We start from the raw sequence: 18,763 nt of genomic DNA, 5'->3' as shown, positions 1-18,763 counted from the left end.
AATACAATATTTAATAACAGCGGCATAAAGGAAGGAGTGATATCCACTTAAACTTTTGTCGAAGTTTTCCAGCAAGATTCCTCAGCCCGTTTCGTGTTTAATGTTATATAGGAGTAGTGTATTACATTTTACACGGGGTACACCTTGATTTATACATCCACCTATCACCTCTACACAACAAGTACAGGCAATTCTGCATGTATCATCTACTTTCAGACATTACAAAGAATAACGTTTGGCTGGAATTTCCGAGCAACATAGTCTGTACAGCATGCTCCTAATCATGACAAAAGTGTCCACACAACAGCATATCGGATTATGGGCTCTGAAATGATTTAGAACGAATGCACATGGAGGAGGCTGTAATGATGGCAAAAAAAGAAGTTGTAGCGATGCTGCTCGCTGGAGGGCAAGGCAAAAGATTAAAGGGATTGACCAAATCACTGGCCAAACCTGCTGTTTATTTTGGCGGAACCTATCGCATTATTGATTTTCCTCTAAGTAATTGCTCCAATTCTGGCATCGACACGGTCGGTGTGTTAACCCAGTACGAACCTTTGGTGCTGCACTCCTACATCGGCATTGGCAGTGATTGGGATCTGGACCGCAAAAATGGCGGGGTATATGTACTTCCTCCTCATGAACGTGAAGACGGTAGTAACTGGTATCGCGGTACGGCGGATGCGATCTACCGTAACCTGAATTTTATCGAACAATTCGATCCTGAGCATGTGCTCATCTTGTCAGGGGATCATATCTATAAAATGGATTACGAGAAAATGCTTCAATACCATAAAGAAAAGGATGCAGATTGCACCATATCGGTCATTGATGTTCCGTTGGAAGAAGCCAGCCGGTTCGGGTTGCTCAACACCCACGATGATTATCGCATCTATGAATTCGAAGAAAAACCTCCTGAACCCAAGAGCACGCTTGCTTCCATGGGTATCTATCTCTTCAAGTGGGATGTACTGAAACGCTTCCTGATCCAGGACGAACAGCAGGCATCCACCTCCTATGATTTTGGCAAAGATATCATTCCCTTGCTGCTTGAAAATGAAAAATCACTATACGCTTATCCATTTGAAGGGTATTGGAAGGACGTCGGTACAATCCACAGTCTGTGGGAATCCAATATGGACCTGCTGGATGAGGAAACGCCGTTTAATCTGAACGACCCGGACTGGCGTATCTATACTCGTAATCCGAATCAGCCTGCGCAATATATTTCACCATCGGCGAAGGTACGGAATTGCATCATCAGTGAAGGTAGTGTGGTACATGGTGAGGTTAAACACTCGGTGTTGTTCTACGGTATTGAGGTGGGAGAGAACAGTTCCGTAACCGATTCAGTGATCATGCCAAAAGTGAAGATCGGTCAAAATGTACGCATTCACAAAGCTATTATTGCCGAAGGATTGGTGATCCCGGATGGAGTACATCTGTCACCCGCCCCTGAGGATGAGAGTGATATATTACTGGTCGATCAGGAAGAACTGGAACGTCAGCTTCTCGAGGGAATGACAAGCAAAGCCTAATCTAAACCCCAAAGGACGGTGCATGCGATGAAACCATTGATCGGAGTTATTAACCTTGACCATGAGCTTGAGGAATTGAAGGAATTGACGTACTTTCGCTGCGGAGCCGCGGTGCCTTATGCCGGGCGTTACCGTCTGATTGATTTTGTATTATCCAATATGATGAATGCTGGCATTGAGAGTATCGGTGTATTTGTGCGTCGCAAGTACCGTTCACTCATGGATCATCTGGGAGACGGTAAGCCGTGGGATTTGGATCGCAAGCATGGCGGCATGTTTATTTTGCCACCGGACTGGAACGATCCGACCGATACGTCACAAGGGGATTTGCAGCATTTTCACAATAATCTCGATTTTTTCCGCCGGGGTTCAGGGCAATATGTTGTCCATGCAGGTAGTCGGCACGTAACGAAAGCAGATCTGCAGGATGTGTACAGGTACCATATAAGCAAGGGCGCGGATGTAACGCTGGTCTGCAAAAAAGTGGATAAACTGCTGCCTGAACATGACGCCTGTGTCAAAGTTGAAGATGACGGGAACGGTAATGTGGTGGACATTCACCAAAGCGCCGATCACCCGAATATATATACAGAAATTTTCATTATGGAAAAAGAACTGTTCCTGCGCCAGGTGCAGCGCTGCATCGCTCATGGCGAAAGCCATTTCTTCCGTGATGTGATTCAGAAAAATCCGGATGGCTTGAACATTGCTGCATATGCCTATGATGGCTATCACGCCGTGATCAATTCGATTGATAGCTATTACCGCAACAGTCTGGAATTGTTGAATAGCGGATTGTATGAGCAGCTGTTCAAGGAACAGCCTGTTCAAACCAAGATTAAATATGAGGCACCTGCCAAATACCTGGACTCTGCTGAGGTTAAACATTCCTTGCTCGCGAACGGCTGTATTGTGGGTGGGGAAGTCGAAGACAGCATCCTGTTCCGTGGGGTACATGTGGCGAAAGGTGCCAAAATTAAAGGCTCCATTATTATGCAAAAATGCTACATCGGAGAAGGCGCCGTTCTGGAGAACGTCATTCTCGACAAAGATGTGAAGCTAAGCGGCGGCCAGACGCTGATCGGCGACCCGTCGAACCCATATATTCTGGCGAAGAGTACTATTATCTAATACCAACACTTAACCGATATCATCTATAAATATATATAAAATAAAAATCCTGTAGGATGGATTTAAGGTTCATGGGCGAAAGTTGAAATGCAACTTCGATTGTGCTTGGCAACGTGCAAACGTAGTGGAGGGAACGAAATCGATTCTGGAGAAGCGTAGCGTTCGCCTTTATCACTGTATTTTCACATCTGAATAATAGAATAAAGAAAATACAGAGATAACAGCGATCGAAAGAACGATTCGTATCCGTAACGGCCACTTTGCAGAACGTTGAGCACTTGGTGTATGAACCGCCACATCCTACAGGATTTCACCGGGAGGAACCTTCTTTTGTTTGACAACAAGGAAACGTTCAAGAGTATTTTTAGACGCAATCTGGTCAGCAAATTGGGCAAACCACTAGCAGAAGCAACGCAGGAGGATGTCTATCACGTACTTGGAAGCATGATCCGCGAATATGCGGGTCAAGATTGGGCGGCGTCGAATCAGGGGTTTAAGCAGCGCCAGGATAAACAGGTCTATTACTTCTCGCTGGAATTCCTGATTGGACGTCTGCTCGGCAACAACCTGTTAAATGTGAATGAATTGGAACTCGTTCGTGACAGTCTGGCTGAACTGGGCTTCTCTTTGGAAGAGGTGGAAGAACAGGAGGCGGACGCAGGGCTCGGCAACGGAGGTCTGGGAAGACTCGCAGCCTGTTTTCTGGATTCACTGGCTTCCCTCGGCTATGCGGGACATGGATGCGGAATCCGATATAAATATGGCTTGTTTGAGCAAAAAATTATTAACGGCAATCAGGTGGAATTACCCGATAATTGGCTCGAGAAGGGAAATGAATGGGAAGTGCGTCGTCCGGACAAAAAGGTGGAAGTGCAGTTCTGGGGCCGTGTGGAAGCCTATGAACAGGATGGACATTATCAATTTGTCACGAAGGATGCCGAATCAGTGGTAGCTGTACCATATGATGTGCCTGTGATTGGTTATGGCCAGCCCCATGTAAACACCTTGCGATTGTGGAGTGCGGAGCCCAAGCGGGAGACTTCGCTTGATACCCCTTCGAACTATTACGGATATCTGGATTACAGCCGTTCGGTAGAATCGATCTCGGAGTTCTTGTACCCGGATGATTCCCAATACGAGGGCAAGCTGCTCCGTCTGAAACAGCAATATTTCATGTGCTCGGCAGGCGTACAGAGTGCTTTGCGTACATTTAATAAGCTGGAGCTTTCGTATGATCGATTGCCGGATAAAGTGGCGTTCCATATCAACGATACGCATCCAACACTCGTGATTCCCGAACTGATGCGCATTCTGATCGATGTCAAAGGCTACGGATGGGATGAAGCATGGGATATTACGACCCGCACCGTATCATATACCAACCATACAACGCTAAGTGAGGCGCTTGAAAAGTGGCCTGTAGCCATGATCAGCAAGCTGCTGCCGCGCATTTACATGATTATTGAAGAGATAAACAAACGCTTCTGTGGCATGCTGCTCGAACGTTATCCCGGAGACCAGGATCGTATCCAGCATTTGGCGATTGTTGCGAATGATCAGGTGCGAATGGCTCATCTGGCGATTGTGGGCAGTCATAGCGTCAACGGTGTCGCGGCATTGCATACCGAAATATTGAAGGAACGGGAGATGGCTCCGTTCTATGCTCTATATCCCGAGCGCTTCAATAACAAAACCAATGGCATTACCCATCGCCGCTGGCTGATGCATGCCAATCCGAAGCTGTCGAATCTAATCACAGATACGATTGGAAGTGAGTGGATTAGGGAGCCGGGCAGACTGAATGAGCTGGTAGGCGTTGCAGACGATGCTTCATTCCAGCAGCAGTTCCATTCCATTAAACGTAATAATAAGGAGCGACTGGCCACGTACATCCTGGATCATACCGGAAAGGCGGTCAATCCGGATTCCATCTTTGACGTACAGGTGAAAAGGCTGCATGGATACAAACGGCAGCTGCTGAACATTCTGCATGTTATGCATTTGTATAACCGTCTCAAGAGCGATGCTTCGTTTGATATCGTGCCACGTACGTTCATTTTTGGAGCTAAGGCAGCGCCGAGTTATTATTTTGCCAAGAAAATTATCAAGTTGATTAACACGGTGGCAGATACGGTTAATCGCGATGCGGCCGTGAAAGATCGCCTGCAGGTATTTTTCCTGGAAAACTACTCGGTTTCTCTTGCCGAGAAAATCATTCCTGCCGCGGACGTCAGCGAACAGATTTCAACCGCAGGCAAAGAAGCCTCCGGTACGGGGAACATGAAGTTTATGATGAACGGTGCGTTAACTATTGGTACCATGGACGGCGCGAATGTCGAGATGGCAGAGCAGGTTGGTCAAGACAATATGTTTATCTTTGGTCTGAGTGCAGACGAGGTGCTTGAATATTACCGATCCGGCAGTTATCGGCCGAATGAGATTGTACAGCAGGATGAACGAATTCGTGAGGTCGTGGAGCAGCTGGTACACCCGGGAGTGTTCTGTGAGCGTGATGGTGAATTCTGGGATATCTATGATTCCTTGCTGGCTCATGGTGACGAGTACTTTGTGTTACGTGACTTTTCTGCCTATGCCGATGCGCATGCTGCCATTGATTCGGCTTACCGCGATGTATCGGGCTGGACACGCAAGGCAGTGCTGAATACGGCTCATTCCGGCATTTTCTCCAGTGATCGTACCATCAGTGAGTATGCGACTGATATCTGGGGCATTCATCCGGTGTCCGGACACTGGAAAGCTTAAATAAGTATTATTTAACAATGAAATCCCCTTGTACATTAGGTTGATCTCTGTTGGGTTCATATACCTTCATCAGAGATCACTCCTTATTGCACAAGGGGATTTTTGTATGAATCAGCCGACTGGTCGTGACACACTTTGTGCGTTATCGCACCGCTTTTCACGACGAAGGATGATCGGAACCGTGATCACTGCAGCGATCACCAACAACGGAGCTAGTAAACCAGCGATGGGTAACGCCGATGCGCCATTCGCTGAGAAGACGCTCAAGTCCCAGAACCCGTGCAGGAATATGGAGGCCACGAGTGATCCGGTAGACCGCCGAGCAAGATAGAAGATCGAACCAAGGCCAAAAGCGATCACTACCTGGAACAGGGCACCCGCTCCGATGCCCCAGAACATGTTCGGCAGGTGGAAGACTGCGAACATCGCTGTTGAGAGCAGCCAGACCCCAGTTTCGCCGAATCGGCTGCGCAGAGCAACAATTAACTGACCTCGGTTGATCATCTCCTCATTGAAGCCAACCATGATACTGCCGAAAATGAGATACAGCCACATGAGGGGGGTGACACGGGTGAAATCGCCGGTCAGCATGTTCACGATCGCGATGACCATCATGATGATCGGCAGAGTCATTGTCCATCGAGAAAGACGCCGCCTTTCAACCAGGCTAGGACGCCACCATCCGTAGATCGTGACCATTGTGATGGTAAGCACGGCACCGCCGGACAGCGGTGCTATGTACCAGAGAAGAAGGGTACGCTCACTCTCACCCACTCGCGTGTAGTCGATACCGTTGAGCAAGAAGATCGCGTAGAAGACTGCGCTGTAGAGGAAATATGTGAGAACTGCCCATCCTACGCGGGGACGAACCCGAAGGGCAGGGTCTAAAGTTTCTTGCAGCTTGTCCCTATTAATTGACATGATAAACACTCCCACTATACATTAATATTTTTTCATTTGCTCTTGTTTTTTTAAGATTTTAACTTCGATTAAGTCAAGATATAGTCCCGCTAAGTCTTTGGAAACAGTGCCGACAATATTGCGGAGTTTAATACAAAGGTTGCGAACGTCCAGTCTTTCATCCCCCCACTTTCAACGAGCGCTTTTATGGTTAGGATCATACGTCCTCCTTCTCGCAAATTTTATTTTCTCTGTGTTAATTCTTCGAATGATCCAGAAATCCAACGGAAGCTACGGTGACGAGGAACATATTTGGATTGCTTCCTCATTTACAATTCTAGTAGGCCAAGCTAAATAGAAGCTAACGAAATGGATAAAAACCAGCTAAATTTTCACTGCTGTAGTTTAGGTTCTGTTTAGGTAACGATGTGGTATAAAGGATGAGGCAGACAGTTGAAGAGCTTGCTCTAGTAAAAAACATATTATATTTCCTCTCTTGATGAACAGCGTGGAAAATGACAAAAAAAGTACTGAAGCCTAGCTATTTTCCCATTGAAATTCCTGGCGGTTTATATGCCGGGTTCACGGTGGAAGTATGGAACTCCACGCCTGAGCAGCTGGACATGAAGATCTATATCCCTTTAAAATAGACCTTACCGCTCCGCGGGAAAAAAGGTCGGAGGAATTCAGACAATGAACGAACGTTCGTGGCTCCACTCCAGGTGGATGCTCACAATCGTCGCATGTATGGCATTGTTATATGTGTTGATTATGGGTGACTTGCTCTTTGTCAGCGGGAGAACGCCTGGCGTGAATTATCAATATAATCTGGTACCATTAGAGACAATCAAGCCCCTACTTTTCGAAAAGAACAGATATCATACGGAAGCCTGGGTGAAGAATCTGTTTGGGAACATTGTTTTGTTCATCCCGCTTGGGATATGGATTCCCTGGTTATTCCGCAGGTGCCGAAAGTTTTTACCATTTACAGGTATTGTCGTCTTACTTTTGTTAGTTGTTGAGATTACGCAATTGATTACCCGTGTTGGTTCGTTTGATGTCGATGACATTATTTTGAATACAGTGGGTGCCTGGATTGGATACATAGGGTTTGCCTTATTCATCTTCTCACAGAGAAGGACTCGAAAATGAACTGCGAATAGCAGTTAATGATCGGGTCTTTTTGTGTTCATGGATCTTTTCTGTTTATAAGAGGGACATTTCGGATAAAACATACTAACGGGTTATATAGTAAAGAGTGATGAAAGCGAGGTGGTCTATATCGTTTGGTGGAAAGAGAGTGTGGTGTACCAGATCTATCCCAACAGCTTCAAAGATTCGGATGGGGACGGTCAGGGTGACTTGCAGGGGATATATGACAAGCTCGATTATTTGACTGATCTGGGCGTGGATGTAATTTGGATTTGTCCAATCTACGATTCACCTGGTCATGATAACGGATACGATATCCGTGATTATTACTCCATTTTACGTAAGTATGGCACGATGGAGGATTTTGACCGTTTGCTGGCTGAGGCGCACAAGCGCGGTCTCAAGATCATGATGGATCTGGTGCTGAATCATACGTCGGATGAACATGCGTGGTTTGCCGAGTCACGTTCATCGAAAGTGAACCCGAAACGGGACTATTATATTTGGCGTTCAGGCAAAAATGGTCAGGTTCCAAACAACTGGGAGTCCTACTTTGGGGGTTCTGTGTGGAAGCTTGATCCGGAGACGAATGAATATTATTTGCATCTCTATACAGAACACCAGCCTGACCTGAATTGGAACAATCCACAGATGGCAGAAGAGATGTATGAGATGGTGCATTGGTGGTTGCAAAAGGGTGTGGATGGTTTCCGTTTCGATGCGGTGGCGCATATCGGCAAGGCGGAGGGGTTACCCAGCGCACATAATCCGGATAATCTGCCGGTCGTTCCTGCGTACCAGCTTTTTTCCAACCTCGAGCAGGTGCATTCGATTCTGAATAAACTTAATGACATGATCCTGAAGCCGTATGGTCCAATGACTGTTGGAGAGACTTCCGGGCTTGGACCGGAACAGGCGCTGGCCTATGTTGGGACAGATCGGAATGAGCTCAATATGGTGTTCCAGTTTGAGCATATGTTTGTGGACGCTCAATCATCTGGAATCGGCAAATGGAACTATCGAGAGTGGAAGCTGCCCGAGCTGAAAGAAATTATGAGCCGCTGGCAAACCGTGCTGCATGACAGAGGCTGGAATGCCAATTATATGGGCAATCATGACCAGCCGCGTCCGGTATCCCGTTTCGGTGATGATGGAAAGTACAGGGTGCGCTCTGCCCAGATGCTGGCTACTTGGATGCTCACCCTTGAGGGTACGCCTTACATTTATCAAGGGGAAGAAATCGGCATGACCAATGTTGCTTTCCCTAATATTGAGGATTATCGGGATATTGAAACGATGAATTATTATCGGCAGCATATTGGACAAGGGCGAGCGAAACATGAAGTCATGCAAGCGATCTGGCGCAAGAGTCGTGATAATGCCCGTACACCGATGCAGTGGGATGATACGAAACATGCCGGATTTACCGATGGTGAGCCATGGATTCAGGTGAATGCGAATTATCCTGAGATTAATGTGGAGGATGCCGAACGTGATCCCCAGTCCATTTTGCATTATTACCGTAAACTAATCGCTCTTCGCAAACAACATAAAGTACTTATCTATGGGGAATACGAGCTGCTCTTGCCCAATGATCCCGATATTTATGCCTATACCCGGACGCTGGATGATGAGCAGATGCTTGTTATTCTGAATTTCCGTGAACATGAGCCTGAGATGCAATGGCCTGAGGGTTGGAACGATGAAAATGCCAAGACGGTCATTAGCAATGTCAGCAGACGATATTCCACCGATAAGGGTGCGATACTTCTTCAGCCATATGAAGCAAGGGTTTATCGAATGCAGAGATGAGACATCATTTTGCTTTGTCGAAGAGTTTTGAATTATAATATGGGTTGAAAATCAAACCAAACGAACGCATATGTCAGGAGGATACCAAGTTGTTGAATATTACTTACCACGGACACTCCAGTGTACAACTGGGCACAGAAGAGAAGTCGTTGATCATTGATCCTTTCCTGCGTGGCAATGAACTTGCTGTCACCAAACCGGAAGACATCAAGACCGATGCCGTTTTACTGACACATGCACATATGGATCACATTTTGGATGCTGAACCCATCGCCAAGGCTAACAATGCTAAGGTGGTTGCGATTGTGGAACTGGCTACATATATGTCATGGAAAGGCCTGGACACCCTTGGCATGAACATGGGTGGAACGGTGGATCTTGGCTTTGCGCAAGCCAAAATGATTCAGGCTTTCCATACGTCCGGTATCGTACTGGAAGAGGAACAACGGATCATGTACGCAGGATTGCCTGCAGGATATATTATTAACATTGGTGGCAAAACCGTTTTGCATGCCGGAGATACTAGTCTGTTCGGTGATATGAAAATGATTGGTGACCGCCATGATATCGACGTAGCACTATTGCCTATTGGTGGACATTTCACCATGGGACCGGAGGATGCACTGCAGGCTGCTGAATGGTTCAATGCCAAGCTGACGATTCCGGTGCATTATGATACGTTCCCGGTTATTCGTCAAGATGCCGAGAAGTTTGTGGAGCAGCTTGCTTCCAAAGGTCTGGAAGGCCGTGTGCTGGCACCGGGACAATCCCTTACCCTGTAATGCTCTATTAATCACTGTTCAATCATAAAAGGTATACAAAGCTAAAGACGAATATCACGTCAAGATAACTGACGTGATATTCGTCTTTTTTCGGTTTCAAGTTCAATTTAGTACTCCATAGTTGGTCTGAATGACAAAAACTGTGAAATTCCATTGTTGAAGTTCATGCTCAAATGTTATAAAAAATTACACGGAAACCAAATAGAAATCCGAATTGACCTAAAAACAGGGGGAGCGTTCATGTCATTCGTGAAATCATTGTTTTTTCAAATTATTGTAGCGGTTATCATCGGGATTGGTGTAGGTATTCTGTGGCCTGATCTGGGTAGTCTGCTGCAGCCGCTCGGAACAGGTTTTATCAAGTTGATCAAAATGATCATTGCTCCATTAATCTTTATGGTTATCGTGACAGGCATTGCCAAAATCGGTGATCTGAAATCGGTTGGACGCATTGGATTCAAAGCCATTCTGTGGTTTGAAATCGCAACGACGGTTACCCTCGTCCTTGGACTTGGCACAGCCAATCTGCTTCGTCCGGGTGCAAGCATGAACGTGGACCCCTCGACCCTTGATGCAAGTGGCATCGAAGCCAAAACCAATGGCTCTGAACTGCCGCATGTGGTCGACTTTATTATGAATATTATTCCAACAAGTGTTGTAGATGCTTTTGCACAAAATGCATTGTTGCAAGTGCTGCTCGTTGCCTGTTTGTTTGGGGTAGCCTTGGCAGCAACGGAAAGTAAGGCGAAGGAGAATGTGCTGACGTTGATTGAAAATGTATTGGGTATCTTGTTCCTCATTATTGGATACATTATGAAACTGGCACCAATCGGAGCATTCGGCGCCATGGCTTACACGGTTGGAGCGTATGGGGCATCCACACTGTCCTCCTTCGGTTTGCTGATTATTGCCTGTTACGGAGCAGCGTTATTGTTTCTGGTGATGCTTGCACTGGCGGCCTGGTGGATCACAGGGCTGAACTTTCTGCAATTTGTAAAATATTCACGTTCCGAAGTGATGCTCGCGATTGGTACAGGTTCCTCGGAAGTCGTTATGCCCCGCATGATGGACAAGCTGACCAAGGCAGGATGTGACCGTGCTGTCGTCGGTCTCGTTGTCCCGACAGGGTACTCGTTCAATCTGGACGGAGCCTCGATCTACCTATCGCTAGCGACGGTTTTTCTGGCTCAGGCGGTTGGCATTGATCTGACACTGGGACAAGAGATTACGATTTTACTGGTGTTAATGCTTAGCTCCAAAGGTATGGCGGGTGTACCTGGCTCCGCATTCCTTGCTCTGTCTGCTACAGCTGCTGCCCTGAATGCATTCCCAGTAGCGGCTGTTGCCTTACTGCTAGGTGCAGACCGCTTCATGGATACCATGAGAGTATTCACGAATTTGATGGGCAACTGTGTTGCGGCATTTGTCGTGGCGAAATGGGAAGGGCTGTTGGACCAAAAACGTATGCGGGCCGTGCTTTCCGGGGAGATTAGTGCAGAAGAGCTGGAGAGAGAAGAACAAGCATCCTTGTCCTCGGTGAAGTTGAACAAAAGGGAACAGGGAAAAGGAATGGTTTCAACGGACATACTGTAAGAAACAGGAAGTGAAATGGCTTCGTATGAACTTTTAACTCATCCTATCTTTAAATTTGAACCGTCTGTTTACCCGCATGAAATCATGGGGTAACAGACGGTTTTTTCGTTTCAGATACAGATATCATGGAGTTTTCGAACGCATGCAGCAAAATAATTGTTACAGAGGAATCATTAATGGGGAATGTGTAGAAGAGGAAAAAGATAGCATATCGAAGTTTCAACTTGTATATACATGTTTAGTTATGTAATATATAAATGGAGTTAGGCCAAGAGAACCACATAAGCAATACAATTTATTGGAGGCGTTAACATGAGTTCAACCAACACAACTTCATCATCGTGGTGGAAAACTTCCACGGTGTATCAGGTATATCCCAAGAGTTTCAACGATACAACTGGATCGGGTACCGGAGACATTCGGGGATTGACCGAAAAGCTGGATTACTTGCAACATCTCGGTATTGATATCGTGTGGCTGCAGCCCGTATATGTCTCTCCACAGCATGATAACGGTTATGACGTAGCGGACTATTATCGGATTAATCCTGATTTTGGTACGATGGAAGATTTTGACGAACTGCTTAAAGGTCTGAAGGCACGTGGCATGAAGCTGATGATTGATATCGTGGTGAATCACTCTTCTACGGATCATGAGTGGTTCCAGCAATCACGTTCTTCCAAGGATAACCCATATCGCGATTATTATATTTGGAAGGACCCTGCTCCGGACGGCGGTGTGCCGAATAACTGGCAATCCAAGTTCGGCGGACCTGCTTGGCAGTATGATGAGCAGACAGGACAATATTTCCTAACGTTGTTTGACAAAACACAGGCTGATTTGAATTGGGAGAACGAGCAAGTACGCAAGGCAGTACGGGACATGATCAAGTTCTGGGCGGAGAAGGGTGTAGATGGTTTCCGTATGGACGTCATCAATCTGATCTCCAAGGACCAGCGTTTCCCCGACGATGATGGTAGCGTTTCCCCAGGCGACGGACGTAAGTTCTACACCGATGGACCACGTGTGCATGAGTACATTACAGAGATGTATGAAGAGGTGTTTGGACCACACAATATGGTAACGGTTGGGGAGATGTCCTCCACTACGCTGGAGCATTGCATCAAATATTCAAACCCTGCTTCCCGGGAATTCTCCATGACTTTTAATTTCCACCATCTGAAAGTGGATTATCCGAATGGACAGAAGTGGGAACTGATGCCTTACGATTTTGAAGCGATGAAACAGTTATTTAGTGAGTGGCAGACAGGTATGCAGGCAGGTGGGGGATGGAATGCGTTGTTCTTGAACAACCATGATCAACCGCGGGCGTTGTCTCGTTTCGCTGATGATGGAAATTATCGTGCTGAGAGTGCCAAAATGCTCGCTACGACAATACATGGCATGCAGGGAACACCTTACGTATACCAAGGTGAAGAGATCGGGATGCCGAATCCGGTCTGGAATGACGTTAGCGAGTTCCGTGATATTGAATCAACCAATATGTACCGACTGCTTCAGGAAGAACGGGGCAAATCCGCTGAGGAGGCATTCCAAATTGTGAAAGAGCGTTCCCGGGACAATTCCCGGACACCGATGCAATGGGATGGAAGCGAAAATGCCGGATTTACAACGGGTACACCGTGGATCAAAGTGGACGAACGATATCCGTCGATTCATGTGGCCCAGCAGATGGCTGACCCGAATTCGATCTATTATCATTATCGCAAGCTGATTGCTCTGCGCAAACAGGTTGGTGTGCTGACGGACGGTCTGTATGAACGTTTGGACGATGCACACCCAGACGTATTCGCATATGCGCGGACCAATGGAAGCGAGACGCTGCTTGTGGTATCCAACTTCAGCAAGGGGGACGTAAAATTTGCTTTCTCTGAAGCCGTCTGGAATGACCACATTGCGGGTAAATCCGCAGAGCTGCTGATTGGCAATACGGAGGTATCGCCTGCACTTGAGCAAGAAATCTCCCTGAGCCCGTATTCATCCTATATGTGGCTTTTACCGCAACAGGACTAATTCACATTATATAAATGGGAAGTGACAATATGGCAATTGAAAAAAAACAGGTTGAGGAGATCGTTCGCGCGGTCGGCGGCAAAGATAATATTGAAGCTGCAACGCATTGTGTCACACGCCTCCGGTTCGCCCTATACGACGAAAGTAAAGTAGATACGGAAAGTCTGGAACAGAACGATCTGGTCAAAGGCCAGTTCTCCTCACAAGGACAATTCCAGGTGGTCATCGGACCTGGGCTTGTGGATAAAGTGTATGATGAAATGATTCAGATTACCGGGGGCGAACGCGCTTCCAAGGATGACGTGAAGGCTGTTGCGGGTAAAAAGCAAAACCCGATTCAGCGTGCGATCAAAACGCTATCGGACATTTTCATCCCGATCCTGCCAGCCATCATCACGGCCGGTCTCTTGCTCGGTATTAATAACATTCTGACAGGACCAGGCATATTCTTTGATGGAAAATCACTGGTGGATGTATATCCGGCATGGAAGGATCTCGCATCTATTATTAATACCATTGCGAGCACAGCCTTTACCTTCCTGCCTGCGTTAATTGGTTGGTCCGCTGTAACAAGGTTCGGCGGCAGTCCGTTGCTCGGGATTGTACTTGGTCTGATCCTGGTACATCCCGATCTGCTGAGTGCTTATGGCTACGCCAATGCAGTCAACGAAGGCACCGTGCCTACGTGGAATCTGTTCGGCTGGCATATTGAGAAGATCGGTTATCAGGGGCAGGTTCTGCCGGTATTGGTATCCGCCTATCTGCTTGCCAAGCTGGAGATTTTCCTGAACAAAAGGGTGCATGATTCGATCAAACTGCTTGTAGTTGCACCTGTCACTTTATTGATTACCGGATTCCTGGCATTTACAATCATTGGTCCAGTTACATTTGCCATTGCGAATGGAATTACATCCGGCTTGATCTATATTTACGATTCATATGCGGCTCTGGGCGGTCTGATCTACGGTGGACTGTACGCATTGCTCGTTATTACAGGAATGCACCATACGTTCCTAGCGGTAGACGTACAGCTGATTGGTAGCCAAGGCGGAACGTTCCTGTGGCCGATGCTTGCACTGTCCAATATCGCGCAAGGTTCTGCCGCACTTGCTATGATGCTCGTGCTTCGTGAGAAGAAAATGAGAGGACTTGCGGCAACTTCATCCGTTTCAGCCTTCCTCGGGGTAACCGAGCCGGCGATCTTCGGGGTGAATATCCGTTATCGTTATCCGTTTATCTTCGGTATGGTCGGTTCTGCGATCGGCGGTGTTCTGCTTACGATGAATAATGTTCAGGCAACCTCTATCGGTGTAGGTGGCGTACCTGGATTCTTGTCCATTTTCCCGAACAAATGGGGAGTATTCTTCATCGGTATGGCTATTGTACTGGTTGTTCCGTTCGTACTGACTGTTATTTTCGGAAGAGCGAAGTTGAGAAAAGAAGACCGCAACGCAGATCAAGCTACTGTAGCTGGTGGTCAAACACCTACAGCGAGATCAGCTTCTAGCACAACTACAACAAATGCAGTTGCAGAGCCACGCACACGCAGTGCTGCTCAGGTGGCGGATGAGCCTGTGAATACACTGGAAATCATGGCACCATTAACAGGTAAAGCTGTTCCGCTTGAACAAGTACCTGACCCGGCGTTTGCAGAGAAACAAATGGGTGAAGGGGTTGCCATTGAACCTTCTGGCAATCAGGTCGTTGCCCCGTTTGATGCTCAGGTTGCCCATGTCATCAAGAGCAAACATGCTGTCATTCTTGAGCACGCGAGTGGCTTGCAGATTCTGATTCATGTCGGGATTAATACGGTATCGCTCAAAGGCGAAGGATTTAACATGCATGTTGAAACTGGAGAGAAGGTAAGAGCCGGGCAAACATTGCTTGAATTCGACCGTAAAGTGATTGAAGCTGCGGGATACCCGCTCATTACGCCAATCATTATTCCGGACGGTCAGGACATGGTTGATCGGGTGGAGGTCACTACAGGTGATGTTACATCCAATCAGAACGGTGTGCTTAAGGTTCATTTGAAAGGTTAAGTTTACGAACAAATGGGGAGCTGCGATATTCGCAGCTTCTTTTTTTCATCTCGATACCGAGATAAAGCTGAACACATACCAATTTGTATGGGTTTACTCTTTATAGATTTCGTTTTTTTTATTGGTTACGTGGTAAAATGTATCTAGGATACATGTGGCAAAATCTCATGTTCGTAGCGATCGGAAAGCTTGTTCATCAGGACTATGCATGTTCACATTGAGAAGTTCATATGGTTCAAAGAGAGTAGCTAGTCAATGGACGGAGGAGGAGAGCCATGACTCGTGTTGCGGTAATGGTCATTCATGGTCTGGGTATGCAAAAGGAAAATTATGCGGATACACTGATTTCGCGATTGCATAAGGAATTGGATCAGGTTATGGTGTTGCCGGGAGCAGCCAAACAGATGCTGGATATTGAGCCCGTATTTTGGGCTGACGTATTTGAGGATCGGGAAGAGGCGCTGTTTCAGCAGCTTGTCAGCTCTCAGGGTTTGAACTATCAAGTGTTGCGTCGATTTGTTATACATTATCTGGCTGATGCCGTCGCGTATCAACCTGTGGAAAATCAAGGGCATAACTATGATGCGGTACATTATACGCTGAATCGGGCGATGCATGCACTTGCCCAGCGGAATGGGCCAGAAGCTCCACTCTGTATCATTGCACATAGTTTGGGCGCAGTGATTGCAAGTAATTTTTTCTATGATCTGCAATATCCGTCTAGTCGCACGCCCTCCATCGTGGATGTTACTTCCGCATTGGAACGGGGAGATACCTTAACGAACTTTTATTCCTTTGGAACGACATTGCCATTATGGAGCTTACGGTATCATAATTTTAGCCGGCCGATTCAGGTACCTTCACCGTTGGCAGGGCAGTACTTTCCTGGGCTTGAAGGGGAATGGATTAACTTTTATGATCGGGATGATATTCTGGGTTACCCGCTGCGACCTATTGATCCTGCCTATGAGGCAGCGGTCAACGAAGACGTGGAAATTAACTCTGGCGGTGTAATTGGGAGCTGGAATCCGTTGAGTCATGGTGGATATTTCTCGAATGGAACCATGAATCGGAGAATTGCACAGGGTTTGGCTCGAACGTGGACGTGGGTGAATCGTGGATCACGTTAAATGTCAGATATGAAGGGAGGACAATAATTATGGAATGCAGGACAGGCTGTGCCGCATGCTGTATCGCGATTTCCATCTCATCGCCGATACCCGGGATGGCTAATGGCAAGCCCGCAGGTGTGCGCTGTGTACAGCTGACGGAGGACAATCGTTGCGGAATCTTTGGTCAGAAAGAGCGCCCCGCTGTATGCAGCGGATTACAGGCTTCAAAAGAGATGTGTGGCAGCACGGATCAGGAGGCGTTTGAACGTTTGAGCTGGCTGGAACAGGAAACTGCCCCGAGTTCAGCGTGACAGAGTTGTTTTGAGGGGAAAGGATAATTATACTTAATATGGAAGGGGTTTGAGAAAAGAAAGGGGTATGGGATGAAATGGGACTTGCCAAACGGTTTGTGATGGTCGTTGTGAATATGATTGGAGAACTGTGGATGGGATTCTACAGGCGAAACTCAGACTTCTATGACAAGCAGACATCAGAGTCAAAAAGCAAACTTGGCTATTATGCATTTATTATTGGGGCGGCCGCTGTAACCGTGGGCATTGTAAGCTGGATGTATAGTCGGGTTTATTCATAACTTGAGCAAACACATAAAAGAGAGTATCCGCAGTCTGGAAATCAGTCGGATACTCTTTTTGGTATGTCCACTTCCTATTTACTTGACCGAAGAATGGTGCTCGCCCCTTTTTTCCTCAACATATGCATGAGAATCATCTTAAGGAGCGAAGAGACGATAAAGAATATAAATAAGATGCGAAACAACTGATATCCGGACACCACCGATAGGTTGGCATTGACTTCATGGGCCATGATGCTCATCTGATCCATTCCGCCAGGTGCCATGCTCAACAATGATGTAGCGGCCGAGAGAGAGAACATCCTCATTAATATATAGCTCAAGCCAAGCGAACCTGCGATGAGGAGAACACTGCTCGTGATTGCGAGTGTTATGGTCTGCATCTTGCGTTGCAGCTGCTGAGGACGAAGCATCAGACCCACATGACTGCCAATCATCAATTGCGAAATATTAAGCAGGGACGGCGGCAGATTGGGTGTGTGCATCGTTGTGCTTAATTGAATAACACACATGACGATCATGGGCCCAAGCATAAACGCTGTCGGAAACCGAAGCTTGCGTGCAATCCATGCACCAGCGACACAGAGCGGGGCATAGAGCAAGATTTCGGGAAAGAGTGCTGCCCAAGTTGCTGTCTCGATCACTGGCTGATCCGTGCCGCCACTTGTTGTTCCCCCGATCCATGGACTGAACAGCAGGAACGGAACACAGAAAACAATCATGATCAGCCGCGTGACCTGCAAAAAAGTAACGAGCGTCAGATTGATGGATTTCATCTCATCGGCAAGGGAGACCATCTGGGACAGTCCACCAGGAATGCTGCCAACCAGCAGGGAGGGAAAGTCAAAGTCTGTCAGCTTTGAAGCAACATAGGCGGTCAATGTACATAATCCGATTAAGAGAAGGGTCATGAGCAGCATCATAGGCAGCTGGTGCAGAATGCCTTGCAGTGCTTCTCCCGTCAGTGTTAATCCGATGGAGTAACCCACGATTAGAATACCGTAGTCCCGAATGGAAGCGGGCCACATGAGCGGCAGCTTAACAATCTGTGAACCAACCAGCATAAAAATCATCGGGCCAAGAAGCCAAGGAATGGGAGTGTGGATTGCTGTAAATACTAACCCGCCAAGAACAGAGACAGTCAAACTTAGAAAAAACCGAAAGACAACGTGGGAACCGAGCTTGTGTCTCAGTTCCATCCGCGTCGTCTTTCGGCTGCATGAGGTAGATTGAAGTACATGTAAGCTCACTCCTGATGATAAGATACAATGATTGATCCTTGGACGGTGATTGTCTCATTACGAAGCAGGAC

Annotated in this window: 15 protein-coding genes; 13 read left to right on the top strand and 2 right to left on the bottom strand. The window is 47.0% G+C overall.

What is annotated here, in order from left to right; all coding sequences use genetic code 11:
- Nucleotides 1-368: 368 nt before the first annotated feature.
- From gpAD87_RS13675 to gpAD87_RS13665, 3 genes are all read left to right on the top strand, one after another.
- A complete protein-coding gene (locus gpAD87_RS13675; RefSeq protein ID WP_064638873.1) occupies nucleotides 369-1,538 on the top strand; it encodes a glucose-1-phosphate adenylyltransferase in 1,170 nt (389 codons plus the stop codon).
- A 27-nt stretch (nucleotides 1,539-1,565) separates the two neighbouring features.
- Nucleotides 1,566-2,669 (top strand): glucose-1-phosphate adenylyltransferase subunit GlgD, encoded by a 1,104-nt coding sequence (gene glgD / locus gpAD87_RS13670; RefSeq protein ID WP_063563384.1) that lies wholly within the window; start codon nucleotides 1,566-1,568, stop codon nucleotides 2,667-2,669.
- 330 nt (nucleotides 2,670-2,999) lie between these two features.
- A complete protein-coding gene (locus tag gpAD87_RS13665; protein ID WP_064638872.1) occupies nucleotides 3,000-5,432 on the top strand; it encodes a glycogen/starch/alpha-glucan phosphorylase in 2,433 nt (810 codons plus the stop codon).
- Between the two features lie 111 nt (nucleotides 5,433-5,543).
- On the opposite strand, the gene gpAD87_RS13660 is transcribed toward gpAD87_RS13665, so the two are convergent.
- Entirely contained in the window at nucleotides 5,544-6,353 is an 810-nt protein-coding gene (locus gpAD87_RS13660) for a CPBP family intramembrane glutamic endopeptidase (protein ID WP_064638871.1), read from the bottom strand.
- A gap of 494 nt (nucleotides 6,354-6,847) precedes the next feature.
- Between gpAD87_RS13660 and gpAD87_RS32805 the strand changes: the two genes are divergently transcribed.
- The 10 genes from gpAD87_RS32805 (at nucleotide 6,848) to gpAD87_RS13615 (ending at nucleotide 17,451) form a co-directional block, all read left to right on the top strand.
- Nucleotides 6,848-6,982: a hypothetical protein gene (locus tag gpAD87_RS32805; protein ID WP_269453511.1), complete on the top strand. Its 135-nt coding sequence runs from the start codon at nucleotides 6,848-6,850 to the stop codon at nucleotides 6,980-6,982.
- A 43-nt stretch (nucleotides 6,983-7,025) separates the two neighbouring features.
- A complete protein-coding gene (locus gpAD87_RS13655; protein WP_064638870.1) occupies nucleotides 7,026-7,484 on the top strand; it encodes a VanZ family protein in 459 nt (152 codons plus the stop codon).
- A 120-nt stretch (nucleotides 7,485-7,604) separates the two neighbouring features.
- A complete protein-coding gene (locus gpAD87_RS13650) occupies nucleotides 7,605-9,296 on the top strand; it encodes a glycoside hydrolase family 13 protein (RefSeq protein ID WP_063563388.1) in 1,692 nt (563 codons plus the stop codon).
- 89 nt (nucleotides 9,297-9,385) lie between these two features.
- Nucleotides 9,386-10,078 carry a metal-dependent hydrolase gene (locus gpAD87_RS13645; RefSeq protein ID WP_064638869.1) on the top strand — a complete coding sequence of 231 codons (693 nt, stop codon included), beginning with the start codon at nucleotides 9,386-9,388 and terminating at the stop codon, nucleotides 10,076-10,078.
- 240 nt (nucleotides 10,079-10,318) lie between these two features.
- Nucleotides 10,319-11,671 (top strand): C4-dicarboxylate transporter DctA, encoded by a 1,353-nt coding sequence (gene dctA / locus gpAD87_RS13640; protein WP_064638868.1) that lies wholly within the window; start codon nucleotides 10,319-10,321, stop codon nucleotides 11,669-11,671.
- Between the two features lie 312 nt (nucleotides 11,672-11,983).
- Nucleotides 11,984-13,705, top strand: coding sequence for an alpha,alpha-phosphotrehalase (gene treC, locus gpAD87_RS13635; protein WP_064638867.1), 1,722 nt, complete (start codon nucleotides 11,984-11,986; stop codon nucleotides 13,703-13,705).
- Between the two features lie 29 nt (nucleotides 13,706-13,734).
- Nucleotides 13,735-15,747 carry a PTS system trehalose-specific EIIBC component gene (treP, locus tag gpAD87_RS13630; RefSeq protein ID WP_064638866.1) on the top strand — a complete coding sequence of 671 codons (2,013 nt, stop codon included), beginning with the start codon at nucleotides 13,735-13,737 and terminating at the stop codon, nucleotides 15,745-15,747.
- A 275-nt stretch (nucleotides 15,748-16,022) separates the two neighbouring features.
- Nucleotides 16,023-16,877: a hypothetical protein gene (locus gpAD87_RS13625; RefSeq protein WP_064638865.1), complete on the top strand. Its 855-nt coding sequence runs from the start codon at nucleotides 16,023-16,025 to the stop codon at nucleotides 16,875-16,877.
- Between the two features lie 29 nt (nucleotides 16,878-16,906).
- On the top strand, nucleotides 16,907-17,170 hold the full coding sequence (locus gpAD87_RS13620; protein ID WP_064638864.1) for a zinc/iron-chelating domain-containing protein: 264 nt from the start codon (nucleotides 16,907-16,909) through the stop codon (nucleotides 17,168-17,170).
- Nucleotides 17,171-17,247: 77 nt separating this feature from the next.
- Entirely contained in the window at nucleotides 17,248-17,451 is a 204-nt protein-coding gene (locus gpAD87_RS13615; RefSeq protein WP_064638863.1) for a hypothetical protein, read from the top strand.
- Between the two features lie 74 nt (nucleotides 17,452-17,525).
- Here gpAD87_RS13615 and gpAD87_RS13610 read toward each other — a convergent pair whose 3' ends face one another.
- A complete protein-coding gene (locus tag gpAD87_RS13610; RefSeq protein WP_064638862.1) occupies nucleotides 17,526-18,650 on the bottom strand; it encodes an AbrB family transcriptional regulator in 1,125 nt (374 codons plus the stop codon).
- Nucleotides 18,651-18,763: the final 113 nt, after the last annotated feature.

This window comes from Paenibacillus sp. AD87, from assembly GCF_001659845.1.
Taxonomy (GTDB): domain Bacteria; phylum Bacillota; class Bacilli; order Paenibacillales; family Paenibacillaceae; genus Paenibacillus; species Paenibacillus marchantiae.
Note: the sequence above shows the minus strand (reverse complement) of the source record. Positions and strands in the feature narration are given on the sequence as shown.